Source organism: Actinomadura geliboluensis, from assembly GCF_043197915.1.
GTDB lineage: Bacteria > Actinomycetota > Actinomycetes > Streptosporangiales > Streptosporangiaceae > Spirillospora > Spirillospora geliboluensis.
This window is the reverse complement of record NZ_JBICUA010000009.1, coordinates 128,646-150,873: the sequence shown is the minus strand read 5'-3', so window position 1 is coordinate 150,873 and position 22,228 is coordinate 128,646. Positions and strand designations below refer to the sequence as shown.

General features: G+C 73.2%; 19 protein-coding genes. 1 reads left to right on the top strand and 18 read right to left on the bottom strand.

What is annotated here, in order from left to right:
- Nucleotides 1-6 precede the first annotated feature (6 nt).
- Genes ACGFI1_RS27835 through ACGFI1_RS27790 form a run of 10 tightly spaced genes read right to left on the bottom strand, consistent with a single transcriptional unit; the run spans nucleotide 7 to nucleotide 10,526 of the window.
- A complete protein-coding gene (locus ACGFI1_RS27835; protein ID WP_392789314.1) occupies nucleotides 7-792 on the bottom strand; it encodes an enoyl-CoA hydratase in 786 nt (261 codons plus the stop codon).
- The gene (locus tag ACGFI1_RS27830) at nucleotides 792-1,574 is read right to left on the bottom strand and encodes a crotonase/enoyl-CoA hydratase family protein (RefSeq protein WP_392789311.1); all 783 of its coding nucleotides are present in this window, start codon (nucleotides 1,572-1,574) and stop codon (nucleotides 792-794) included. The genes ACGFI1_RS27835 and ACGFI1_RS27830 overlap by 1 nt, the downstream gene beginning before the upstream one ends.
- Before the next feature lie 23 nt (nucleotides 1,575-1,597).
- On the bottom strand, nucleotides 1,598-2,725 hold the full coding sequence (locus ACGFI1_RS27825) for an acyl-CoA dehydrogenase family protein (RefSeq protein WP_392789309.1): 1,128 nt from the start codon (nucleotides 2,723-2,725) through the stop codon (nucleotides 1,598-1,600).
- Nucleotides 2,726-2,761: 36 nt separating this feature from the next.
- Nucleotides 2,762-3,991 (bottom strand): acyl-CoA dehydrogenase family protein, encoded by a 1,230-nt coding sequence (locus ACGFI1_RS27820; RefSeq protein ID WP_392789307.1) that lies wholly within the window; start codon nucleotides 3,989-3,991, stop codon nucleotides 2,762-2,764.
- Between the two features lie 18 nt (nucleotides 3,992-4,009).
- Nucleotides 4,010-4,819, bottom strand: coding sequence for an enoyl-CoA hydratase/isomerase family protein (locus tag ACGFI1_RS27815; RefSeq protein ID WP_392789305.1), 810 nt, complete (start codon nucleotides 4,817-4,819; stop codon nucleotides 4,010-4,012).
- 45 nt (nucleotides 4,820-4,864) lie between these two features.
- Nucleotides 4,865-6,097, bottom strand: a complete 1,233-nt coding sequence (locus tag ACGFI1_RS27810) for an acyl-CoA dehydrogenase family protein (protein ID WP_392789302.1) — start codon at nucleotides 6,095-6,097, stop codon at nucleotides 4,865-4,867.
- Complete coding sequence (locus ACGFI1_RS27805; protein ID WP_392789300.1) at nucleotides 6,094-7,239, bottom strand: acyl-CoA dehydrogenase family protein; 1,146 nt, start codon at nucleotides 7,237-7,239, stop codon at nucleotides 6,094-6,096. Before ACGFI1_RS27805 ends, ACGFI1_RS27810 begins: the two co-directional genes overlap by 4 nt.
- 26 nt (nucleotides 7,240-7,265) lie before the next feature.
- The gene (locus ACGFI1_RS27800) at nucleotides 7,266-8,027 is read right to left on the bottom strand and encodes an SDR family NAD(P)-dependent oxidoreductase (RefSeq protein ID WP_387075542.1); all 762 of its coding nucleotides are present in this window, start codon (nucleotides 8,025-8,027) and stop codon (nucleotides 7,266-7,268) included.
- A gap of 56 nt (nucleotides 8,028-8,083) precedes the next feature.
- Nucleotides 8,084-8,875 (bottom strand): enoyl-CoA hydratase/isomerase family protein, encoded by a 792-nt coding sequence (locus ACGFI1_RS27795; protein ID WP_392789298.1) that lies wholly within the window; start codon nucleotides 8,873-8,875, stop codon nucleotides 8,084-8,086.
- Between the two features lie 37 nt (nucleotides 8,876-8,912).
- Nucleotides 8,913-10,526 (bottom strand): class I adenylate-forming enzyme family protein, encoded by a 1,614-nt coding sequence (locus tag ACGFI1_RS27790; RefSeq protein ID WP_392789296.1) that lies wholly within the window; start codon nucleotides 10,524-10,526, stop codon nucleotides 8,913-8,915.
- A gap of 222 nt (nucleotides 10,527-10,748) precedes the next feature.
- On the opposite strand from ACGFI1_RS27790, the gene ACGFI1_RS27785 reads away from it, so the two are divergent.
- Entirely contained in the window at nucleotides 10,749-12,323 is a 1,575-nt protein-coding gene (locus ACGFI1_RS27785) for a class I adenylate-forming enzyme family protein (RefSeq protein ID WP_392789294.1), read from the top strand.
- A gap of 36 nt (nucleotides 12,324-12,359) precedes the next feature.
- Here ACGFI1_RS27785 and ACGFI1_RS27780 read toward each other — a convergent pair whose 3' ends face one another.
- The 8 genes from ACGFI1_RS27780 to ACGFI1_RS27745 form a co-directional block, all read right to left on the bottom strand.
- Nucleotides 12,360-13,043 (bottom strand): TetR/AcrR family transcriptional regulator, encoded by a 684-nt coding sequence (locus ACGFI1_RS27780; RefSeq protein WP_392789292.1) that lies wholly within the window; start codon nucleotides 13,041-13,043, stop codon nucleotides 12,360-12,362.
- Nucleotides 13,044-13,279: 236 nt separating this feature from the next.
- Nucleotides 13,280-14,506 (bottom strand): ABC transporter substrate-binding protein, encoded by a 1,227-nt coding sequence (locus ACGFI1_RS27775; RefSeq protein WP_392789290.1) that lies wholly within the window; start codon nucleotides 14,504-14,506, stop codon nucleotides 13,280-13,282.
- A gap of 166 nt (nucleotides 14,507-14,672) precedes the next feature.
- A complete protein-coding gene (locus ACGFI1_RS27770) occupies nucleotides 14,673-16,214 on the bottom strand; it encodes a class I adenylate-forming enzyme family protein (protein ID WP_392789288.1) in 1,542 nt (513 codons plus the stop codon).
- A gap of 2 nt (nucleotides 16,215-16,216) precedes the next feature.
- Nucleotides 16,217-17,080, bottom strand: coding sequence for an alpha/beta fold hydrolase (locus tag ACGFI1_RS27765; protein ID WP_392789285.1), 864 nt, complete (start codon nucleotides 17,078-17,080; stop codon nucleotides 16,217-16,219).
- A gap of 10 nt (nucleotides 17,081-17,090) precedes the next feature.
- Entirely contained in the window at nucleotides 17,091-17,855 is a 765-nt protein-coding gene (locus ACGFI1_RS27760) for an ABC transporter ATP-binding protein (RefSeq protein WP_392789283.1), read from the bottom strand.
- Nucleotides 17,848-18,612 (bottom strand): ABC transporter ATP-binding protein, encoded by a 765-nt coding sequence (locus ACGFI1_RS27755; protein ID WP_392789280.1) that lies wholly within the window; start codon nucleotides 18,610-18,612, stop codon nucleotides 17,848-17,850. Before ACGFI1_RS27755 ends, ACGFI1_RS27760 begins: the two co-directional genes overlap by 8 nt.
- Nucleotides 18,605-20,623 carry an ABC transporter permease gene (locus ACGFI1_RS27750; protein WP_392789277.1) on the bottom strand — a complete coding sequence of 673 codons (2,019 nt, stop codon included), beginning with the start codon at nucleotides 20,621-20,623 and terminating at the stop codon, nucleotides 18,605-18,607. The genes ACGFI1_RS27755 and ACGFI1_RS27750 overlap by 8 nt, the downstream gene beginning before the upstream one ends.
- Nucleotides 20,624-20,681: 58 nt before the next feature.
- Nucleotides 20,682-22,061, bottom strand: coding sequence for a 4-hydroxyphenylacetate 3-hydroxylase N-terminal domain-containing protein (locus tag ACGFI1_RS27745; protein WP_392789275.1), 1,380 nt, complete (start codon nucleotides 22,059-22,061; stop codon nucleotides 20,682-20,684).
- Between the last annotated feature and the right edge of the window lie 167 nt (nucleotides 22,062-22,228).

Sequence of the window (22,228 nt, the reverse complement as noted above, 5' to 3'; positions counted from 1 at the left end):
CGCGGGTCAGGTGGCGGTCTGGGCGCGGCCCCGGTCGACGATCGCCTCGCGGCGCTCCTCGACGGACGCGGGGGTGAAGCCGCGGGCCAGCCAGTCGCGGGACGTCCGGCCCTCGATGCCGTAGCCGTCCGCGATCTCGGCCAGTTCGATGCGCCGGTAGGAGTCGAGCAGGGTCCGCACGGCGTCGCGGTCGTTGCCGGCGATCGTCCGGGCGACGCGGTGCGCCGCGGGGAGGAGGTCTCCGTGCGCGACTACCTCCGTGACGAGGCCGGCGCGGAGGGCCTCGGCGGCGGGGACGAAGTCGCCGGTCAGGCTCATGCGGCGGGCCATCTGCCGGCCGACGAGCCGGGGCAGCAGCACCGACAGCCCCCAGCCCGGCAGCACGCCGACGCGGGCGTGGGTGTCGGCGAACCGGGCCCGTTCGGAGGCGATGAGGATGTCGCAGTTCAGCGCCAGCTCCAGGCCGCCGGTGACCGCGACGCCGTTGACGGCGCCGATCACCGGCTTCGACGGCACCGGCCACGGGTACGGGGACGGCTCCTCGTCGTCCTCCTGGCCGAGCTGGAGGTTCTCCCCCGAACTGCCGAGCTCCTTGAGGTCCAGGCCCGCGCAGAAGGCGGGGTCGGACCCGGTGAGGACGACGGCGTGCACCTCGTCGTCGTCCTCAAGGGCTCGCATGGTGTCGCGCAGCGCGGTGATGAGCGCCGCGCTGAGGGCGTTGCGCGCCTCGGGCCGGTTGAGCGTCACCGTGGCGACGCCGTCGGCGCGGTCGAGGAGGAGGATCTCGCTCATCAGCGCCCCTGCCACACCGGGGGACGCTTCTCCGCGAAGGCGGTGGCGCCCTCGCGCGCGTCGGCGGACCCCGCCACGGGCCGGGCGATCCTGTCCTGCTCGATCCAGGACTCCTCCTCGCCCCAGCCGGCCGACTCGACGATGATCCGCTTGCTGGCGGCGAGCGCGAGCGGGCCGTTCGCGGCGACCTCCCGGGCCAGCCCGAGGGCCGCGCCGAGCGCCTCGCCGTCGTCCACGAGCCGGTTGACCAGGCCCAGCTCGCTCATCCGCGCCGCGCTCATGTGGTCGCCGAGCAGCGCCAGCTCCATCGCCACGTGGTAGGGGACGCGGCGCGGCAGGCGCAGGAGCCCGCCCCCGGCCGCGACGAGGCTCCGCTTCACCTCGGGGATGCCGAACGTCGCGCCGCGGGCGGCGACGACGAGGTCGCAGGCCAGCACGATCTCGAAGCCGCCCGCGAGCGCGTAGCCCTCGACGGCGGCGATGAGCGGCTTGCGCGGCGGCCGCTGGACGAGCCCGGCGAAGCCGCGCCCCGCCACCACGGGGTGCTCGCCCCGGACGAACGCCTTGAGGTCCATCCCCGCGCAGAAGGTGCCGCCGGCGCCGGTGATGACGCCGGCCTGGAGCGCCGGGTCGGAGTCGAGCCGGTCGGCGGCCCCGGCGACGGCGCGCGCGACGTTCTCGTTGACGGCGTTGCGGGCGCCGGGGCGGTCGATGGTGATGACGAGGACGCCGCCGTCGGCCTCCACGCGCACCTCGGCGGCGGGCTGTGCTTCGGTGGTCATGGTGCTCCCTGGTCGTGGACGGGTCAGGACGCGGCGTCGAGGACGGACGCGGCCAGCCGCTCGGCCGCGGCGGCGCGGCCGCCGAGCAGTGTGGCGTCGCCGACGGCGCGCTTGTAGTAGAGGTGCGCGGAGTGCTCCCAGGTGAAGCCGATGCCGCCGTGCACCTGGACGGTGTTCTTGACCACCGCCTGATAGTCGGCGGCCGTCCGCACGGTGGCCAGGTCGACGGCGATCCGCGGGTCGTCGAGGCCCGGGTCGTCCAGCGTCCAGGCCGCGTGGTAGGCCGCCGACCGGGACTGCTCCACCGCGACGTGCATGTCCGCGCACCGGTGCTTGACGGCCTGGAAGGACCCGATCGGCCGCCCGAACTGGAGCCGGGTGGACGCGTACTCGACGCTCATCGCCAGCAGCCGGGCGCTGGCGCCGACGGCCTCGGCCGCGAGGACGACCGCGCCGACGTCGCGGGCCGCCGCGACGGCGTCGAGCGCCGGCGCCCCGGCGTCCCCGAGGGGGCGTGCGGGCGTCCCGTCGAACCGCACCCGGCCGAGGCGGCGCGTCTGGTCGAGCGTGGTCAGCGGCTCCACGGACAGCCCCCGCGCTCCCGCGTCGACGAGGAACAGCGCCGGGTCGCCGTCTGCCTCGGCCACGACCACGAAGAGGTCGGCAGCGACGGCGTCGAGGACGTGCGAGACGGTGCCGCTGAGTACGGGGGCTTCCCGTCCACCGGTGGCGGTGATGCCGGTCCAGGCGGGTGCCCAGGCGCCCCGCGCGTCGGTGGCCACCAGGCTCGCGACGGTCTCGCCGGAGACGATCCCGGAGACGAGGCCGGGCGCCTCCGGGTCGCCCGAGCGCGCCAGCGCGGTCGCGGCGAGCGCGACGCAGCCGAGCAGCGGCACCCCGGCGAGGACGCGGCCCAGCTCCTCGGCGACGATGGCGAGCGCGACCGTCCCGCCGCCGTCACCGCCCGCCTCGACGGGCAGGGCGAGCCCCAGCACGCCGAGGTCGCGGCCCAGGACCCGCCACGCCTCGCGGTCGAACCCCGCAGCCGTCTGCAGCTGCGCGCGGACGGCTTCATCGGTCCAGGTGCGCTCCGCCATGGACCGGGTCAGGTCGCGCAGCGCCCGCTGCTCCTCGGTGAACGCGAACTCCATCACAGCTCCCTCCCGCCCGGCGCGGTGCCCGCCGCCTCAGCCACGGGGCACCTCCCGCCACGGCTTGCCGGTGTCGGCGCGCAGGTCGCCGGGGAGGCCCAGCAGCCGCTCGCCGATGACGTTGCGCAGCACCTCGGACGTGCCGCCCTCGATGGTGTTGGCGCGCGAGCGCAGGAACTTGCGCGCGAGGTCCTCCCCGTCCGTCCCGTCCCGCTGCTCGCCGGACGGGGCCGCGTCATAGCCGCTGTAGAGCGCAGCCTCGGGCCCGAGCATGTCCATGCAGAACTCGTAGACGTCCTGGTTCAGCTCGGCTCCGGTGAGCTTCCCGATCGAACCCTCCGCGCCGGCGGGCCGGTCCCCCTGCTCCACCCGCTGCCGGTCGCCGGTCAGCCGCGCGGCGTCCGCGCGGGCGAACAGCTCCAGCAGCCGGGCGCGCAGGACGGGGGTCCGCAGGTCCGCCCGCTCCCGCCACAGCCGCACCGCCGAGCCGATCGAGCCGGTGCCGCGGATGCTGGAGCCGCCGCCGATCGCGTTGCGCTCGTTCATCAGGGTCGTCATGGCGACGCGCCAGCCCTCGCCGACCTCGCCGAGCCGGTGGGAGTCGGGGATGCGGGCGTCGCGCAGGTGGACCTCGTTGAACTCGGCCTCCCCGGTCATCTGCCGCAGCGGCCGGACCTCGACGCCCGGGTCCTCCATGTCCAGGACGAAGTACGTCAGCCCCCGGTGCTTGGGCCGGCCGGGGTCCGTCCGGGCGAGCAGCAGCGCCCACTTGGCCTTGTGGGCGTTGCTGGTCCACACCTTCTGCCCGTTGACGACCCATTCGCCGCCGTCCCGGACGGCCCGGGTCGCGAGCCCCGCGAGGTCGGAGCCCGCGCCGGGCTCGGAGAACAGCTGGCACCAGATCTCGTCGCAGACGTAGAGCGGGCGGAGGAGGCGCTCCTTCAGCTCCCAGCTCGCGTGGGCCATCACCGTCGGGCCCGCCATGCCGTAGCCCATGGGGTTGAGGTCGAACGGCACCGGTCCGCCGGCGCTCTGCAGGACGGCGTCCACCGCCGCCTGGAGGCCCGGCTCCACGCCGAGCCCTCCGAGCCCCTCGGGGAACTGGACCCACGCGAGGCCCGCGTCGAAGCAGGCTTCGAGGAACTCCCGCCGCGGGGTGGAGCCGGGCGGGGTGCGGTCGAGCACGGCCCGCGCGGCGTCGAGGACGCGCCGGCGTTCGGGCGAGTCCTCGTCGGCCCGCGCGTCGCCGGGGGCGGTGGTGGTCATTCCGGCCTCCTCGGGCGGTCAGCGGTCATGGAACAGGGGCGGGCGGCGGGCCAGGAAGGCGGCGGCCGCCTCGCCGTGGTCCGCGGTGAAGGAGGTCAGGATCTGGGTCCGGTTCTCCAGGTCGATGCCGGCCTGGAGGCTGCCGATCTCCAGCTGGCTCCACATGACCTCCTTGGTCATGCGGACCCCCATCGGGCTGTTGGCGCAGATGGCGCGGGCGGTCTCCAGCGCCGAGCCGAGCAGGTCCCCGTCCGGGACGACCCGGGTCACCAGCCCGATGCGGTCGGCCTCCGGGGCGTCGATGAGACGGCCGGTGAGCATCAGCTCGAACGCGCGGGACGCCCCGATCAGCCGCGGCAGCATCCAGCTCACGCCGATGTCGCATCCCGACAGACCGATCCGCACGAACGCGACGTTGAAGCGGGCCGACTCCCCGGCGATGCGGACGTCCGAGGCGAGCGCGAGCGCCAGCCCGCCGCCCGCCGCGGGCCCGTTGACGGCCGCGATCACGGGCTGCGGCATCGCCCGCAGCTTCGGCACCAGCGCCGCGATGTGCCGCTGGAGCCGGAGCCTCTGCTGGGGCGAGTCCGGCCGCTCGCGGGTGTTCTGGGTCGCGAGGTCGTAGGCGGTGAGGTCGAGGCCCGCGCAGAACCCGCGGCCCGCCCCGGTGAGGACGAGGACCCTGGTCGCGGGGTCGGCGGCGACCTCGTCGAGCGTCCGGTGGAGGTCGTCCAGCAGTTCCGCCGAGAGCGCGTTGAGCCGCTCGGGACGGGACAGGGTGAGCAGGGCGATGCCCGGCTCGGGAGTGCTCAGCTCCAGCGTGGTCATGACTGCTCCTGGATGCCGGGAGGGATGGGAGGGTTCCGCACGGTGTCAGCCGCCGCGCTGCCGCTCGTTGAACGGGACGTCCTTCTCGGGGTCGGGGTCCTTGGGCAGCCCCAGGACCCGCTCGGCGATGATGTTGCGCTGGATCTCCGACGTCCCGCCCGCGATGCTCGTCTGCTTCATCGCGAGGAACTCGTAGGACGCGGCGGAGTTCGGCGTCCCCCGCTCCCACGCCAGCGCGGACAGCGGCTCGACCTCGGCCGCCAGCGTGCCCGCCGTCTCCTCGATGTGGGCGTGGACGAGCTTGCGGATCGACCCCTCGGCGCCGACCGCGTCCCGGCCGGACTCGGCGTACGACCGGATGGTGGTCATCTGCAGGACGCGCTCCTCGACCGCGAGGCGGAGCAGCTCGTCGCGCAGCACCGGGTCGGCGAGGGCCCCGTTGTCCCGGGCCCGGCGGAGCAGGACGTCGGCGCGCCCCTCCCCCACGGCGGGCGGCCCGGTGAGCCCGTTGCGCTCCTGCATCAGCGTGGTGATCGCGACGGCCCAGCCGCCGTTGACCTCGCCGAGGAGTGCGTCGGCGGGCAGCCGCACGTCGGTGAGGAAGACCTCGTTGAACTCGGCGTCGCCGGTCATCTGCTTCAGCGGCCGGGCGTCGACCCCGGGCGTGCGCATGTCGACGAGGAAGTAGCTGATGCCGCGGTGCTTCGGCAGCGCGGGATCGGTGCGGGCCATCAGCAGTCCGTAGTCGGAGACGTGGGCGAACGAGCTCCACACCTTCTGGCCGTTCACCAGCCAGCCGCCGTCGTCCTGCCGCTCGGCCCGGGTCGCTAGCCCGGCGAGGTCGGAGCCCGCGCCGGGTTCGCTGAACAGCTGGCACCAGCGGTGCTCGCCGCGCGCCAGCGGGCCGAGGAAGCGCTCCTTCTGCGCCCGCGTCCCGTGGACGATGATCGTCGGCCCGGCGAGCGCCAGCCCGACGAAGTCGTCCATGCCGCGCCCGGCCCGGTACCGCAGGACCGCGGCGGCGACGGCGCCCGCCGCCCGCGCCGACAGCCCGAGCCCGCCCCACTCGCGGGGCCACGCGGGCGTGGACAGCCCCGCCGCGCCCAGCGCGGAGAACCACGCGGGCCCGCGCACCGGGTCGGCGAGGAACGCCTCGACGGCGGGCCAGTCGGCGTCCAGCGCGGCCTTCAGGACGTCGGCGGGCAGGTGCTCGCGCAGCCAGGCGTCCGCGGCCTCGAAGGCCCGGACCTCGGTGGCGTCCTCCGGCAGTTCGATCATCGGGCCGCTCCTTCCAGCTCCGGCGGCAGGTCGGTGAGGAGGTGGGGCAGCAGGGCGGCGCGCGCCTCGGCCGCCCCGCCGAGCAGGGTCGCGTCGAGGCGGGCCCGCCGCAGGAACAGGTGCGCGTCGTGCTCCCAGGTGAAGCCGATGCCGCCGTGCATCTGGATCGTGTCCTTGGCGGTCTGCAGGAAGGCGCCGGAGCAGTAGGACCGGGCGACGAGGGCGCCGAACTCCTGCTCGGCCGAGCCCGGCTCCCGCCACGCCGCCCAGAACGCGGCGGACCGCGCCATCTCGTGCCGCACCGCCATGTCGGCGAGCCGATGCTTCACGCCCTGGAAGGCGCCGACCGGGCGGCCGAACTGCCGGCGCGTCGCCGCGTACTCGGCGGTGCGGCGGACCAGCTCGCCGGCGGCGCCCGCCTGCTCGGCCGCGAGCAGGATCGCGGCCGTCCGCCGCATCCGCTCACCGACCGCCCATCCGCCGCCCGGCTCCCCGACCGGCCGCGCCGGGGTCCCGCGCAGTTCGAGGGACGCCGCCGGACGGGTGCCGTCGAGCACCTGGCGGGGTGTCCGGACGAGGCCCGCCGCCCCGGCCTCGACCGCGTACCACCCGAGGCCCGCGTCGGACCGCGCGAGCACGAGCACCACATCGGCGCCGGCGCCGTCGAGGACGAGTTCCTTGTCCCCGTCCAGCACGGGCCCGCCGCCGCCGTCGCGCGCGGAGGTCCGCACCGACTCCGGCGACCAGCGCCCGTCCGCCTCGACGACCGCGACGGCGGCGGTCAGCTCGCCCTCGGCCAGGCGCGGGAGCAGCTCGGCGGCGACGGGGTCGTCCGGCAGGGCCGCGAGCACGTTCGCCGCGAGCACCACCGTGGGCAGGAACGGGCCGCCGAACAGCACGGCGCCCATCTCCTCCATGACGATCGCGAGGTCCACGAGCGAGCCGCCGCTGCCGCCCGCGTCCTCGGAGAGCGCCAGCCCCTGCAGCCCGAGCTGGGCGGCGAGGGTCTCCCACGTGTCGGGATCGTGCCGTTCGCCCGCCTCGGCCAGCTCCCGCGCCCGCGAGAGCGGCGCCTTGTCCGCCAGCACCCGGCGCACCGCGGCGCGCAGGTCGCCCTGCTCCGGCGTCCAGGAGAACTCCATGCGACTACCTCCCTGTGCCGGCCCGCTCAGCGGGGGCTCATCCTGATGGCGCCGTCCAGCCGGATCGTCTCGCCGTTGAGCATCGGGTTCTCGATGATGTGCTCGACCATCGCGGCGTACTCGGCGGGGGCGCCGAGCCGGGACGGGTGCGGCACCTGCCGGCCCAGGGACGCGCGCACCTCCTCGCTGAGCGCGCCCAGCATCGGGGTCTCGAAGATGCCGGGCGCGATCGTCATCATCCGGATCTGCAGGGACGCGAGGTCCCGCGCGATCGGCAGCGTCATCCCGACGACGCCGCCCTTGGACGCCGAGTAGGCCGCCTGCCCGATCTGCCCCTCGTAGGCGGCCACCGACGCGGTCGCGACCGCGACGCCCCGCTCCCCGTCGACCGGGTCCTGCTCGGCCATGCGCGCGGCGGCGAGGCGGATCAGGTTGAAGGTGCCGACGAGGTTCACCCCCACGGTCCAGGAGAAGTCGTCGAGGGGCATCGGCCCGTCGCGGCCGACCGTGCGGCCCGCCCGTCCCGAGCCGGCGCAGCTCACCGCGACGCGCAGCGGGCCGAGGCGGGACGCCGCGTCCACGGCGGCCGCCACGTCGTCCTCCGAGCGGACGTCGCCGGCGGCGAAGACGGCCCGTCCGCCCAGCTCCGCGGCCGCCTTCTCGCCCGCCGAGGCCGGCAGGTCGAGCAGGACGACGGAGGCGCCCCGCTCCAGCAGGCGGCGCGCGGTCGCCAGCCCGAGCCCGGACGCTCCGCCCGACACAAGGGCCGCCGTGCCTTCGATCCTCATCTGGTCACTCCTGTACGTCCGTCCCGCATGGCGCGGGTGGTCGGGGGGCAGCGGGGTCAGCGGCCGCGGAAGACGGGGGGCCGCTTCTCGAAGAAGGCGCGGCCCGCCTCCGCGGCGTCCTCCATCGCGAGGTTCACCGCCTGCGCGTGGGCCTCGGCTTCGAGCGCGCCTTCGAGGCTGCTCTCGAAGGCGTCGTTGAGCAGCCGCTTGGACTGGGCGAGCGCCATCGGCGGCCCCTCGGCGAGCTGCGCGGCGAGGCCGGCCACCGCGGCGTCGAGCCCGCCGGGCGGGACGACCTGCCGGACGATCCCGAGCCCGTGCAGGGCGGCGGCGTCGATCATGCCGCCGAGCAGCACCATCTCCTTGGCGCGGTGCAGCCCGACGAGGCGGGGCAGCAGCCAGGAGCCGCCGAAGTCCACCGACAGGCCGCGCTTGACGAAGATCTGGGCGAAGCGGGCCCGGTCGCTGGCGATGACGAAGTCCCCGGCGAGGGCGAGGTTCATGCCCGCTCCGACGGCGTACCCGTCGACCCGGCAGATGACCGGGATCCGCAGCCGGTGGACGGCGAGGCACGCCTCGTTGACCTCGTGCATGCCGGTGAGCGCGTGCCGTTCCGAGGGCGCGGACAGGTCGGCTCCGGCGCAGAAGTCGCCGCCCTCGCCGGTGATGACGAGCACCCGGGCGTCGCTGGCGGCGACACCGGCGGCGGCGTCCCGGAGCGCGGCCCAGCCCGCCTGGCCGATCGCGTTCTTGCGCCGGGGGTTGGAGATCGTGAGCGTCGCCACGCGGCCCTGATGCGACACCGCGAACGGCGGGGCCGCGGGGGCGGCCTCGTCAATGCTGGTCATGGGTCCAATCTCGCACAGTTCGAATGTGATGTCATTGTCATGTTGAGGCAGAAGAAGGAGTCCACCGGCGCAGCTCGCGCTTGAGGATCTTGCCGCTGGCGTTGACGGGCATCGCGTCGAGCACGACGAACTCCCGGGGCACCTTGTAGCTCGCCAGGCGGGCCCTGCAGTGCGCCAGCAGCTCCTCCTCCGCCGGCCGGCGCCCGGTCGCGGCGGTGACGAACGCGCGCACGACCTCGCCCCAGTGCTCGTCCGGGACGCCGACGACCGCCGCCTGCGCCACCGCCGGGTGCTCGGCCAGCACCGACTCGATCTCGACCGGGTAGACGTTCTCGCCGCCCCGGATGATCATGTCCGTGCCGCGCCCGTGCAGGTAGAGGTAGCCCTCCTCGTCCAGGTGGCCCATGTCGCCGGCGCGGAACCAGCCGCCCTCGAAGGCGCGCTCGGTCTCCGCGGGCATGTCCAGGTAGCCCACCATCATCTGGTCGCTGCGCGTGGCCACCTCACCGACCTCGCCCCGCGGCACGTCGCGCATGTCGGCGTCCACGATCCGCAGGGCGACCCCGATGGACGGGCGGCCGCACGAGCGGAGCAGTTCGGGACGTTCGGCGAGGGCCCGCCGGTGGTCCTCCGGCGTCAGCGTCGTCTGCAGGCCGGCTTCGGTGCCCGCGCCGAACGCCTGGAGGAAGTCGCAGTCGAAGACGTCCATGGCGCGGCGCAGCAGCGCCGGGGAGATCGGCGCCGCGCCGTAGGTGATGAGGCGCAGCCGCTCGTAGGAGTGGTCGGCGGCGCCCTCCAGCTGGAGGATGCTGCTGATCATCGTGGGGACGAGGAAGGCCGCGGTGACCCGGTCCCGGGCCAGGAAGTCCAGCACGGTGCGCGGCTCGAACTGCGGGAGCAGCAGCGACGTGAAGCCGGCCGCCACCCCCATGAACAGCCCGCACACCCCGGAGATGTGGAAGGTGGGAGCGGCCGTGTAGCGGACGTCGTCAGAGCGCGACAGGTACTCGACCATGCCGGAGTAGGTGATGGCCTTCAGCATCCGCTGCGGCTGCAGTACGCCCTTCGGCAGCCCGGTCGTCCCCGAGGTGAAGGCGAGCGCGATCAGGTCGTCGTCGGTGCTCGCCACCGGCGGTTCCACGTCCTCGCCCGCGCTCACCAGCCGCTCGTAGGGCGAGGGGCCCGCGGCCTCCGGCGCGTCCAGCTCGATGACGAGCCGCAGGGACGGGTGCTCGTCGGCGACCCCGTCCAGCAGCTCGCGGTAGCGAACGTCGTGGAACAGCGCGACCGGCGCCGACCGCCGCAGCAGGACGTCGGCCTCCGATCGCCGCAGCCGGTAGTTGAGCGGGACGTAGACCGCGCCGAGCTTCATGCAGGCGAGCACGATCTCCATGTAGCGGTGCGAGTCGAGCGCGAAGACCGCGAGCCGGTCGCCGCGCCGGACGCCCTCGGCGCGCAGGGCGGAGGCGAGCCGGTTGACCCGCGCGTTCGTCAGCGCGAACGAGTGCGCGGAGCCGTCGGGGAACAGGAAGCAGGCCCGGTCGGGATGCCGCCGGGCGCTCAGCGGGAGGAACTCGCCGACCGTGATGCCGAGCCCGGTGATCCCGAGCCCGGTGACACCGGTCCCCGTGCTGCCGAGCCGTCCCGCCATCGTCCCGTCCTCCGGATTGAGACTGATGTCAATATCGACCTGTCTACCGGCACCGCCCGGCCATGTCAACGGTCGGCCGGGAATCCCCTGACAGGCCGTGTAGCTCCGCGTTGCCGCGCCTGGAAGCATTGACACGTGCTCCGGCGATGGTTTAGACACTGGATGACTCCGACGTCATGTACGGCACGAGGTTCGAACCTCCCGGCAATCGCAGGAGTGGCCATGCACCCCAGGATCCGCGTCGGTGACTACCTCCGCCTCAGCGCGCAGCGCCATCCGGACGTCCCGTGCTTCGTGTTCGGTGACGGCACTGAGCAGACCTTCGCCGAGACCAACACGCGCGTGAACCGGCTCGCGGACGCCATGGCCCGGCGGGGCGTCGCCAAGGGCGACAAGGTCGCGATCGTCGCCACCGACTGCGGCGGGTACGCCGAACTGCTGCTGGCCTGCATGAAGCTGGGCGCCGTCTACGTCCCCCTTAACAACCGGCTCGCGGACTCCGAGCTGCTCACCCTCCTGCGCTGGGCCAAGCCGTCGATGCTCTTCGTCACGAGCCGCTACCTCGACTCCGGGCGCGCCCTGCTGCCGAAGGTCGAGAGCCTGCGGCAGCTGATCGACTTCGACCAGGCGGAGGGCCCGGAGGGCTACGAGGCGCTGCTCGCGACGGGCGCCGACGTAGAGCCGGACGTGGACGTGCGGGACGAGGACGTCATCGGCCTGGCGTTCACCTCGGGCACGACGGGGCTGCCCAAGGGCGTCCTCCAGTCGCAGCGGATGCTGAAGTCGCTCATCGTCAACATGTCGATCGACTACGAGATCGTGCCGGGCGAGTTCCGCTCCACCGCGTCGCCGACCTTCCACATCGCCGGGCAGGGCATGATCCTCATGCACGTGTGGCGCGGCTTCCCGACGCTGATCCTGCCCCAGTTCGACCCGGCCGAGGTGCTGCGCTGGATGCGGTCCGGCCGGCTCACCGGCGTGTTCCTCGTCCCGACGATGATCAGTTCGGTGCTGGAGCGGCCCGAGGCCGCCGCGGGCGACTACCCCGGCCTGCGGTCCATCATCTACGGCGGCGCCCCGATCTCGCCGACCCTGCTGCGGCAGGCCATCGAGACGTTCGGCTGCGACCTCATCAACGCGTTCGGGGCCGCGACGGAGGGCGGCCTGCAGACCGTCCTCGGCTCCGCGGACCACCGGCGCGCGATGGCCGGCGACACGCACCTGCTCGGCTCGATCGGCAAGCCCGCCTTCGGGGTGGAGCTGCGCATCGTCGGCGCGGACGGCGCGGACGTGCCGCGCGGCGAGATCGGCGAGATCATCACCCGCTCGGACGCGGTGATGAACGGCTACCTGGAGATGCCGGACGAGACCGCCCGCGCGATCCGCGACGGCTGGTTCTGGGGCGGCGACCTGGCCCGGATGGACGACGAGGGGTACCTCTACCTCGCCGGGCGCAGCAAGGACATGATCATCCGCGGCGGCGAGAACATCTACCCCGTCGAGATCGAGACGGTGATCTCCGGGCATCCCGGCGTCGCGCAGGTCGCGGTCGTCGGCCGCCCGGACGAGCACTGGGGCGAGGTCGTGGTCGCCTACCTCACCGCCGAGCGGGAGATCGACCTGGAGGCGCTGCGCCGCCGCTGCCGCGACCGGCTGGCCGCCTACAAGGTCCCGGTGGAGTTCGTCGTGGTCGCGGAGATGCCGCTCAACGCCAGCGGCAAGATCCTCAAGCGGACGCTCCGGGAGGCGCCGCCCGCCGCCATCGACCGTCCGGCCGCGCAGGCCGCCGCCCGCTGACCGGGCGGGCCGCCGGGCCTGCTCCGGCCCCGTGTGCTAGCTCGGCCTGGTGCTCTGCCAGTCGTAGATGCCGGCGCCGCGCAGCCACACCGTGGTCAGCGCGTGCAGCAGCTTCTCCTCGTCGAACTCCTTGCCGAGGTTCAGCCAGACGTGGCAGATCTGGTCGACCATCGAGCCGATCAGCTCCGCGGTGAGCTCGGGGTCGAGGGAGGTGTCGGCGAGGCCCTCGTTCTGGTGGTGCTCGATGATCCGCGCCATGCGGTCGACGTGCGCCTCGCGGACCTGGAGCCGGATCCGCTTCATCTCGGGGGTGAACGTGCCCACCTGCTCGATGAGCGCGACGATCTTGGCGTTGCGCCGGTAGGAGTCGACGAACCGCTTCATCGCGGCGTAGGTGCGCTCGTAGGACGCGGGCGACTGCGGGCGGCTCGACCCCAGCTCGATGATCATGTCGCCGGCGACCCGGGTGGCGACGGCCTGGAAGACCGCGTCCTTGGAGTCGAAGTAGGTGTAGAAGGTGCCCTGGGCGACCTTCGCCTCGGCGGCGATGTCGGCGACGCGGGCGTCGAGGAACCCCTTCTCCTCGAAGACCCGGCGGGCCGCGTCGAGGAGCGCGGCGCGGCGCGCGTGGCCGCGTCCCGTCAGCGGGCCGGTCTGGCGCCGCTCCTGCTGCTCCGGACTCGTGGCGACGCCGAGCCTGCCACCGCGCGTCTTGGCCATGCCCATCACTCCCGATCACTGGTCTGCCGCCCCGTGCGCGCCCCACCTGAGCATCCCACCTTCGCGGCCGGGCCATCAAAGGTTCGGAGGCGCGGCGCTCGGCGGGGGGCGCTGAAGGACGGTATCTCACCCTCGTAAGGTTCGCATGTTACTTGACAGTGACGTCATGAACAAAATGACTCCGCGGCACCGGCGAGCTGTGCCGGTGCCGCGGAGCGGGGGCCGAGCGGCCCCCGTCAGCTGACCGCCTCCGGCTCCAGGTCGATGTAGCCCTGGCCGTCGATCGGCTTGAGCGAGCCGTCCTTCTGCACCTCGAAGAAGATGCCCTGGTCGCTGCACGCGCCGGGGCGTCCCGGCCACTGCTTCCCGTCGCAGGTGACCTTGGGGCCGAGGTAGGTCTGGAAGTCCTTGACCTGCTGCATCGCCGTGGAGACCGACTTGTTGGTGATCTCGCCCTTGACGCCCTGCACCACCTTGGCCAGGTTGATGAGCCCGGCGAAGGAGTACAGCGACCGCGCCGACTGCTCCTTCTCGTAGTCGACCGCCTCCATCGCCTCCTCGAACTCGTCCAGCTGCTTCTGGACCTCGGCCGGCGCGTGCTCGCGGGAGGCCGGGACCCACAGCCGCGGCTGGACGATCGCGCCCGCCGCCTCCTCGCCCAGCTCGTCGATGAACTGCGAGCACGACCCGGCGAAGACCGTGCCGTCGTAGCCGGACTGGCGGAGCGCCCGGATCAGCCCGGTGCAGCCGTCCTCCGGCAGCGCGATGACGCCGGCGACGTCGGGCTTGGACGACATCTCGGTGGCCGCCACCACCTGGAAGTTGATGTTGTCGACCTTGACGTAGACGCCGTCCACGGCGATGCCGAGCTTCTGCCCCATCGGCTTGACCAGGTCGTCGACGTACCCGTGCGAGGACGGCGCGTCGGTCACGGCGAGCGACGCCTTCTTCTTCCCGAGCCGGCTGAGGATCTTCACCATCCCGAGCGCGCTCGTCTCCAGCGGGCCGGAGAAGTAGAAGGCCGCCGGGTACTGCGCGCCCTCGGCCACCGCCTGCCCGGCGAGCGTGCCGACGATCGGGATGCCGGCGGACTTCAGGATCGGCGTCATCGCGCCCATGCTCGTGCCGTCGTAGGCGTCGAAGACCACCGGGACGTCGGCGGCGACGAAGTCGTTCGCGCACTTCACGCCGGTCTCCGGGGTGCCGTCGCCGGAGCAGATGTCCAGCTTGACGGGGCGGCCGCCGATGCCGCCGAGCTTGTTGTTGATGTACCACTCGGCGGCCTTGGCGCCGTAGGTGTTCTGCGGGTAGGCCACCGGGCCGGTGTCGAGCGACTGGACGCCGAGGACGACCGGCTCCCCCGTCAGGCCGCCGTCGGAGCTCGAGGCCTTCGTGTCCCCGCCGCAGGCGGCCAGGGCGAGGGCCGTGGTCACCGCCACCGCGGCCGCGATCGTCTTCTTCATTCCCACTACCAGCCTCTCGCCGGCGGCGGCCCGCGGCCGCCTCGCTCCACTGTGTTCCACATCATATGAATGTTGACGTCAATGTCAATCATTCATATGGCCATTTGCTCGGGAATTTCGGCTGCTCAGCGGCGGTACCGGGACACCCGCCGGCCCGCCGGATCGGTCAGGAGGTGAGCCGCTCCACCAGGTCGCTCTTGCGGACCTTGCCCGTCGGGTTGCGGGGGAGCTCCGGCAGGACGTGGTACTCCACCGGCACCTTGTAGCCCGCCAGCCGCGCGCGGCACATCGCGTCCAGCGCCTCGACCGAGGGCGGCTCCCGCCGGTACTCCACGAACGCCACCACGACCTCGCCCCACGTCTCGTCGGGGCGGCCGACCACGGCCGCGTCCGCGACCTCGGGGACGTCGGTGAGCACCAGCTCGATCTCCGAGACATAGATGTTCTCGCCGCCGCGGACGATCATGTCGCGGCTGCGGCCGCCCAGGTAGAGGTAGCCGTCCTCGTCCACCCACCCCCGGTCACCGCCCCAGAACCACCCGTCGTGCAGCGCCTCCCGGGTCTGCTCGGGCAGGCCGAGGTACCCGGCCATCACACACTCGGTCCGCGCCGCGATGTTGCCGACCACGCCGGGCGGCACCTCGGCGCCGTCGTCGTCCAGGATGCGCATGTCGACGTACAGCACCGGCTGGCCGACCGAGGACAGCAGGTGCTCCTCCCCCGCCAGCGCGCGCCGGTGGTCGCCGGGGCGCAGCAGGGTCTGGACGCCGGACTCCGTGCCGGCGCCGAACAGGTTCCAGAAGTCGCACGCGGGATACCGCTCCAGCGCCCGCCTCAGCAGGCTCGGCGGCATCGGCGCCGAGCCGTAGAGCATGGTGTCGAGCCGCTCCCGCCCGGTCGGGCCGGCGTCGGCGTCGAGCACCGCCTGGATCATCGTCGGGACGAGGAAGCAGCCGGTCAGCAGCCCGTCCCCGATCGCCCGCGCCGTCACCGCCGGGTCGAACTGCGGCTCGATGAGGGACGTGCAGCCGACCGCCACCTGCTCGAAGACGAGCGCCCAGCCGGCGATGTGGAACAGCGGGGAGGCCGTGTACCGCACGTCGCGCGGCCTGGCGAAGACCTCCCAGCCGAGGCTCAGCATCCGCTTGAGCATGCCGTGGGTCTGCATGACCCCCTTCGGCAGGCCCGTGGTGCCGCTGGTGAACATGATCCCGAGGAGGTCGTCGTCGGCGAGCCGCACGTCGGGCTCGATCTCGCGCCCGGCGGCGACCAGCGACTCGACGTCGTCGTCCAGGCAGCCGTCCAGCGACAGCAGCGCGCATTCGCGGGGCAGCCCGGGGGCGACCTTCCGCGCCGTCTCCAGGTAGCGCCCGCCCACGAAGAACAGCTCGGGCTCCGCCTGGCCCAGGATGTTCTCGATCTCGAACTGCGCCAGGCGGAAGTTCACCGGGACGTACGTCGCGCCGAGCTTGAAGCAGGCCAGCAAGACCTCGGCGTAGGCGAACGAGTCGGTGTCCAGCAGCGCGATCCGGGTGCCCTTCCGGACGCCTCGCGCGGCCAGCGCGTCGCAGATGCGGTTGACGCGGGCGTTCACCTCCGCGAACGTGCGCTGGTCCCCGCCGGTGGAGAGCCAGCACGGGACGTCACGGAAGCGCCGCGCGGACTCGGTGATGATCCTGCCGATGGGCCATGAGACATCCAGGTCCACTTCTACTCCTTACGCGGGTCCGCCGGAACGGGCGCCAGCAGCCGGTCGATCGCCCGGCGCAGCAGCCGGCCGAACGGCGCACCCTGGTCGATCATCACGTGGTGGTAGGCGTTCGGGACGTCGTACTGGTGGACGGGCCGGCCGAGCAGCGCGGCCAGCACCGCGGCGGCGTCCGGCGGGACGAGCCGGCTCAGCTCGCCGCGCACCACCGCCGTCGGGCACCGGACGTCCGCGAGCGGCGCGGTCAGCCGGCCGGCGTCCAGCGCGCCGAAGATCGCCGGGTCGGCCTTCCACGTCCAGCCGCCGGTGACCGGCCGCACCGACCGCTCGGCGACGTAGGTCAGGACGCGGACGTCGGGCACCGGCTGGGGCGGCATCAGCCGGTACCGGCCGAGGGCCTCCTCGACCGTCGCGAACACCGGGGCGCCGCGCCCCGCGGACGGCCGGGGCGGGGACTCGCGGGGCTCGGCGACGACGCAGTCCACGAGGACCATCGCGCGGACGGCGTCCGGGCGGGCCGCCGCCGCGCCGCTCGTGACGAGCCCGCCGATGCTGTGGCCCACGAGGACCGCCGCGCCGCCGCACACCTCGTCGACGACGCCGAGGACCTCGCGCGACCAGGTGCCGAGGTCGTAGGCGCTCCGCCGGCCGCTGTTCCCGTGGCCGGACAGGTCAACGGCGACCACGTCGTACCCGTCGGCGAGCCAGCGGACGGTGTGGTGCCACCACGCGGTGTGCGCGGAGGTGCCGTGCACCAGCACCACGGACGGGGCGCCGGGCCGCGGCCACCGCTCCCAGGCGATCGCCGCGCCGCCGACGGCGACCGCGCCGCGCTGCTCGGGGCCGAGCCCCGCGGGCTCCGTCATCGCGCCGCCCTCATGACGGCAGCACGGCGCCCGCGCCGTGCTCTCCCACGTGCTCGCCGGCGTACTCGTCGGCGCCGAAGTACGCCGCCTCGACGTCGGCGCGCCGGTCCAGCAGCGACCTCGCGGAGCCCTCCAGCACGACCCGGCTGTGGTTGAGGATGATGCCGCGGTCCGCGACGGACAGGGCCAGCTCGATGTGCTGCTCGACGAGCACCAGCCCGATCCCCTCCTCCCCGGCCAGGTCCCGGATCGACGGCAGCATCTCCTGGACGATCTTCGGCGCCAGGCCGAGGCTCATCTCGTCGATCATGAGCACCTTCGGCCGGGCGAGGATCGCCTTGGCGATGGTGAGCATCTGCTGCTCGCCGCCGGACAGCAGCCCGGCGCGGCGCCCCTGCAGCCCGCGGAGCGCGGGGAACCGGTCCAGCACCTGCTCCTCGCGCTCGCGATCCTGCCGCCGGTGCGCCAGCCGGAAGTGCTCGCGGACGCTGAGCCCGAAGAACACCCCCCGGTCGTCGGGCACGAGCACGACGCCGCGCCTGGCCAGCCGGTGGGTCCGCTTGGGCTCGACCTTCTCGCCGAGCGCACGCACCTCGCCCGCCATCGGCGGGACGAGCCCGACGATCGACAGCAGCGCCGTGGTCTTGCCCGCGCCGTTCGGGCCGAGCAGCGCCACCACCTCGCCGGGCGCCACGTCGAAGGTGAGGTCGCGGACCGCCTGGACGCCGCCGTACCCGGCGGTGAGGTTCCGGACGCTGAGCACGGGATCAGGCATCTGCTTCCTCCATCGGGGAGCCGAGGTAGGCGGTCGCGACCGCCGCGTCCACCCGGGCCTCCGCCGGCGTGCCGGTGAAGATCACCTTGCCGAACTCCATGACGTAGACGACGTCGCACACGTTCAGCACGAGCGACATGTCGTGGTCGATGAGCAGCACGCCGGGGCCGGACGCCGCGATCTCGCGGACCCGGCGGCCGAACGCGACGCTCTCGTTGCTGTCCAGCCCGGCGGCCGGCTCGTCCAGCAGGAGCAGGTCGCACCGCCCGGCGAGGGCGCGGGCGACGCCCACCAGCTTCTGCTGGCCGAGGGTCAGGTCGCGGGCGAGCACGGAGCGGACGCCGTCGAGCCCGACGGTCTCCAGCGCGCGGTCGACCGAGCGGCCGACGCTCGTCCGGCCGAAGACGTCGCGCAGCAGCGTGCCGAAGCCGACCGTCCGCGCCGAGACGAGGAGGTTCTCCTCGACGGTGAGGTTGCCGAACAGCTCGGCCGACTGCCAGGTGCGGGCGAGGCCCGCGGCCTTGCGGCGGTGCGGCGGCATCCCGGCGAGGCTCCGCCCGTCCAGGGTGATCTCGCCCTCGGCGGGGGTGAAGCCGGTGACGGCGTCGACGAAGGTCGTCTTGCCGGCGCCGTTCGGCCCGATGAGGCCGACGACGGAGCCGGGCGGGACCCGAAGGTCGATGCCGTCGTTGGCGACGACGCCGCCGTAGCGGACGGTCAGGGCGCGGGTCCGCAGCCCCTGCGCGCGATCAGGCATGACGGCCGACCTCCTCCCGGACACCGCCGGCCGGCGGGCCCTCGACCACGGGCGTCCCGGGCGCGCTCGGCGCCGGGCGGCCCGCCAGCTTCCGGCGGACCCACGCGATCTGCTCCTCGGTCTTTCCGGCGATGCCCGCCGGGTTGAGGATCGCGGTGAGGATCAGCGCGATCCCGCTGATCAGCGCGTAGTAGTCGCCCATGTCGAACCACCGGTGCATGGCGGTGTAGACGAGCCCCAGCGGGCCGATCATGCCGGCGACGATCGCGCCGCCGAACGAGGTGATGCCGCCGAGGTAGGCCATGGCGAGGATCTGCAGCCCCACGAACACCGAGAACGACTCGGCGGAGAGCTGGCCCTGGCTGTAGCCGAGCAGGCAGCCGGCGACGCCCGCGATGAACGCCGACAGGCCGAAGCCCATCAGCTTCGTGCGCCGCACGTCGATCCCGGCCGAGGCGGCGGCGCGCTCGTTGGCCCGGACGGCCAGGAACGCCCGCCCGGTGTCGCCCCGGGCGATCCGGACGAACAGCAGGATCACCAGCGCGACGATCACCAGCACCAGCAGCGAGAACTCGACCCGGGCGAGGTCGCGTCCCTCCCGCACGGCGAAGCTCACGCCGAGCAGCTCCGGGTCGGCGATCGGGTTCCCGGTCGGGGGCGTCAGGCTGTAGTTGCCGAACACGAACCGCTCGATGGCGAGCGCCGCCGCGATCGTCACGATGGCGAGCTGGACGCCGCGGATCCGGAACGCCGGCAGCGACACGGCCATGCCGAGGCACGCGGCGGCCAGCGCGCACAGCACGATGGCCAGCGGGAACGGCATGTTCCAGGCGTCGGTCAGCTTGGCCAGGGCGAAGCCCGCGGCGCCGGCGAACGCCGACTGCGCGAGCGAGATCTGCCCGAGGTACCCGGTGATCAGCACGTAGGACAGCGCGAGCAGCGTGATGATCAGCGAGCTGGTGAGGGCGAAGCGGTAGGTGTCGTCGAAGGCGAAGAGCAGGCCCGCGGCGGCGCCCAGCAGGAGCAGCGCGGGAACGGGGCGGATGCGGGGCACCGCCACGTCCGGCAGGCGCACCGACTGCAGCGACCCCCGGGCCGGCATCCGCCGTCCGAGCACGAAAAGGATGACCATGATGACGGCGAACGGGACGACCTGGTCCAGGCCCGATTTCGCCCACTCCGGCCACCAGCTCTTGGTGGCGATGAGGCTCAGCTCGGACTGGAAGACGCCGAGCGCGATCCCGCCCGCGCCGACGAGCGCGATGGACTCCAGCCGGGCGATCAGCAGCACCGCGAGCGCCGGCACGATCATCACGGTGTAGTTCGCCGGGCTCAGCCCGGTGAGCGTGCCGGCCAGCAGCACCCCGACCGTGCTGACGAGCGCGCCGAGCACCATCGCGACGAGCGCGAGGCGGTTCGGGTCGAGGCCCATCAGCACGGCCCCGCGCTCGTTCTCCGACGCGGCCCGGGTGGCGGCGCCGGCGTGGCTGAACCGCAGGTAGGCCCAGACCCCGGCGGCCAGCACCAGCATGATCGCCGCCATCACCAGCTCGCGCACCGACAGGGACGCGCCGAGCAGCTCGATCTCCTCGCGCGGGATCAGCGACTCGACCTTGACGTTGTTCGGCCCGAACCGGATCACCGCCAGCGCCTGCAGGCCGATCATGAGCCCGATCGAGACCACCACCTGGGCGAGCACCGGCGCGTTCCGCACCGGCCGGAACACCAGGTAGTGGACGAGGACGCCGAGGACCGCCGCGCACAGCAGCCCGATGAGCAGCGCCGGCAGGATCCCCACCTCGTCGCCGAGCTGGACGCTGCCCACCGGCAGGACCAGCAGCCCGTCGTCGACGAGCGTGGCGAAGACGTAGGCGCCCCACATCGCCATCGCGCCCTGCGCGAAGTTGATGATGCCGGTCGCGCGGTACACCAGCAGCAGGCCGGTCGCCAGCCCGATGTAGACAGCCGCGAGCCCGAGGCCGAGCACCGCGAACTCCAGATACGTGGTCACCCGCGTCTCCTCGCATCCGCCATGGTTCGTGTCCGTCCCGTCGTGGGGGGTGCGGGGGTCATCCGCCGGCCAGGCCCGCCGCCTTGAAGGCGAGGTGCTTGGCGCGGTCCATGTCGTAGTGGCGCCGGGTGACCAGCCGCTGCGCGAACAGCCCGCCGCCGGACTGGATGTTGGTCACGTGGTGCCAGCCGCCGTAGGCGTCGGCGGTCGTGTCGCGGATCGCGTGGAAGAGCCTGGTGCGGTACTCGCCCCCCACGTCCTTCCCGGTCGACATGTACTTCTCCAGGAAGGGGCGGAGCGTCCCGTTGTCGAAGTCCGCCATCGAGGGCGCGGTCAGGACGGCGCCTCCGGCGATGTCGTGCAGGTGGCGCACCATGCGGCTGAACTGCGTCGCGCCCTGGTACTTGGTGACGTTGGTGTACATGTCGTCGGGGTAGTAGTACCCCTCGGGCGTCGCGTGCGCGTGCAGGAGCGCCGCCTCCAGGCCGGCCCGCAGCAGGGTGGCGTGGATGATCATCTCGTCGATCTTCTCCCGGACGTGGGAGATCCGGTGGGTGCCGTTCGCCTCGGCGATCAGCTGCGCGAGGCCCACCAGCTCGTCGGCCTGCTCGACCATGAAGGCGGTGCCGCCGAGCCGCTCCCACAGCCCGAGCGAGTGCGCGAACACCGCCGCGTGCTCCACCGGCCCGTCGAGGAAGACGTGCTCGTTGGGGACGAAGACGTCGTCGAAGATGCACATGCTGTCCGGCACGCTCTTCTTCGAGCTGACCGGGAAGTCCCGGTCGTCGCCGCCGCTCGGGTGGTAGGTGGTGTTGGTGATGTGCACGCCCGGCGCGTTCACGGGGATCGCGCAGGCGATCGCGTAGTCCTCCTCGCCCGGCTTCATGGTCTTGGTGGGCATGACCATCAGGTGGTGGCCGAGGGCGGCGGCGCTGATGTGCAGCTTGGCGCCGCGCACCACGACCCCGTCGGGGGTGCGGCGGACGACGCGGACGTAGGCGTCGGGGTCGTCCTGCTTCGCCGGCGCCTGGCTGCGGTTCCCCTTGGCGTCGGTGATGCATTCGGTGATGCGGATGTCACCTTCGAGTGCCTTCTTGATGTAGGCGTTGATCCGCGGGATGTACTCGGGCGCGGCCGACTCGATGCGGGAGGAGGCGACGATCAGCGTCATGACCGACTGGTAGGTCACGTTGAGGAGCAGGTCCATCTCCAGCAGCTCGGGAATCTTGTCCCGCAGCTCGGCGGCACTGCGCGGCGCGGTGATGACCGGGTTCCGGGCGCCCGGCTCGGCGGAGTAGTACTTGTCGTATCCCTCGGCGGCCACTTCCATCGGAACCGCCAGGGCGGGTTCGGTGGCGAAATCCTCGATGAGCCGCCCCTCGAAGTAGACCTTCCGGCCGTCCTTGAGCGAGTCCTTGTACTGCTGCCCCGTCATCATGCTGGGGGTCCTCCTCCTGTGCGAGGCAACGCCGCCCGCGCGGCGCTCGTGCGGTGCCGGGCCGCCCCGGCCGAACGTCTGTCAGCCGCTTGAACATGACGTCGTCGTCATATAGCGGACCTTGTCACGGCCCTTCCCCGTGTGTCAAGGGTCACATTTCCGTCGGA

Bases quoted from the DNA above. Each gene is read 5' to 3' on its own strand.
- ACGFI1_RS27810 (WP_392789302.1), bottom strand. From the start codon at position 6,097: ATGATCGAACTGCCGGAGGACGCCACCGAGGTCCGGGCCTTCGAGGCC.
- ACGFI1_RS27745 (WP_392789275.1), bottom strand. From the start codon at position 22,061: ATGATGACGGGGCAGCAGTACAAGGACTCGCTCAAGGACGGCCGGAAG.
- ACGFI1_RS27785 (WP_392789294.1), top strand. From the start codon at position 10,749: ATGCACCCCAGGATCCGCGTCGGTGACTACCTCCGCCTCAGCGCGCAG.
- ACGFI1_RS27780 (WP_392789292.1), bottom strand. From the start codon at position 13,043: ATGGCCAAGACGCGCGGTGGCAGGCTCGGCGTCGCCACGAGTCCGGAG.
- ACGFI1_RS27815 (WP_392789305.1), bottom strand. From the start codon at position 4,819: ATGACCACGCTGGAGCTGAGCACTCCCGAGCCGGGCATCGCCCTGCTC.
- ACGFI1_RS27790 (WP_392789296.1), bottom strand. From the start codon at position 10,526: ATGGCGGGACGGCTCGGCAGCACGGGGACCGGTGTCACCGGGCTCGGG.
- ACGFI1_RS27835 (WP_392789314.1), bottom strand. From the start codon at position 792: ATGAGCGAGATCCTCCTCCTCGACCGCGCCGACGGCGTCGCCACGGTG.
- ACGFI1_RS27795 (WP_392789298.1), bottom strand. From the start codon at position 8,875: ATGACCAGCATTGACGAGGCCGCCCCCGCGGCCCCGCCGTTCGCGGTG.
- ACGFI1_RS27765 (WP_392789285.1), bottom strand. From the start codon at position 17,080: ATGACGGAGCCCGCGGGGCTCGGCCCCGAGCAGCGCGGCGCGGTCGCC.
- ACGFI1_RS27825 (WP_392789309.1), bottom strand. From the start codon at position 2,725: ATGGAGTTCGCGTTCACCGAGGAGCAGCGGGCGCTGCGCGACCTGACC.
- ACGFI1_RS27760 (WP_392789283.1), bottom strand. From the start codon at position 17,855: ATGCCTGATCCCGTGCTCAGCGTCCGGAACCTCACCGCCGGGTACGGC.
- ACGFI1_RS27805 (WP_392789300.1), bottom strand. From the start codon at position 7,239: ATGGAGTTCTCCTGGACGCCGGAGCAGGGCGACCTGCGCGCCGCGGTG.
- ACGFI1_RS27755 (WP_392789280.1), bottom strand. From the start codon at position 18,612: ATGCCTGATCGCGCGCAGGGGCTGCGGACCCGCGCCCTGACCGTCCGC.
- ACGFI1_RS27775 (WP_392789290.1), bottom strand. From the start codon at position 14,506: ATGAAGAAGACGATCGCGGCCGCGGTGGCGGTGACCACGGCCCTCGCC.
- ACGFI1_RS27820 (WP_392789307.1), bottom strand. From the start codon at position 3,991: ATGACCACCACCGCCCCCGGCGACGCGCGGGCCGACGAGGACTCGCCC.
- ACGFI1_RS27800 (WP_387075542.1), bottom strand. From the start codon at position 8,027: ATGAGGATCGAAGGCACGGCGGCCCTTGTGTCGGGCGGAGCGTCCGGG.
- ACGFI1_RS27830 (WP_392789311.1), bottom strand. From the start codon at position 1,574: ATGACCACCGAAGCACAGCCCGCCGCCGAGGTGCGCGTGGAGGCCGAC.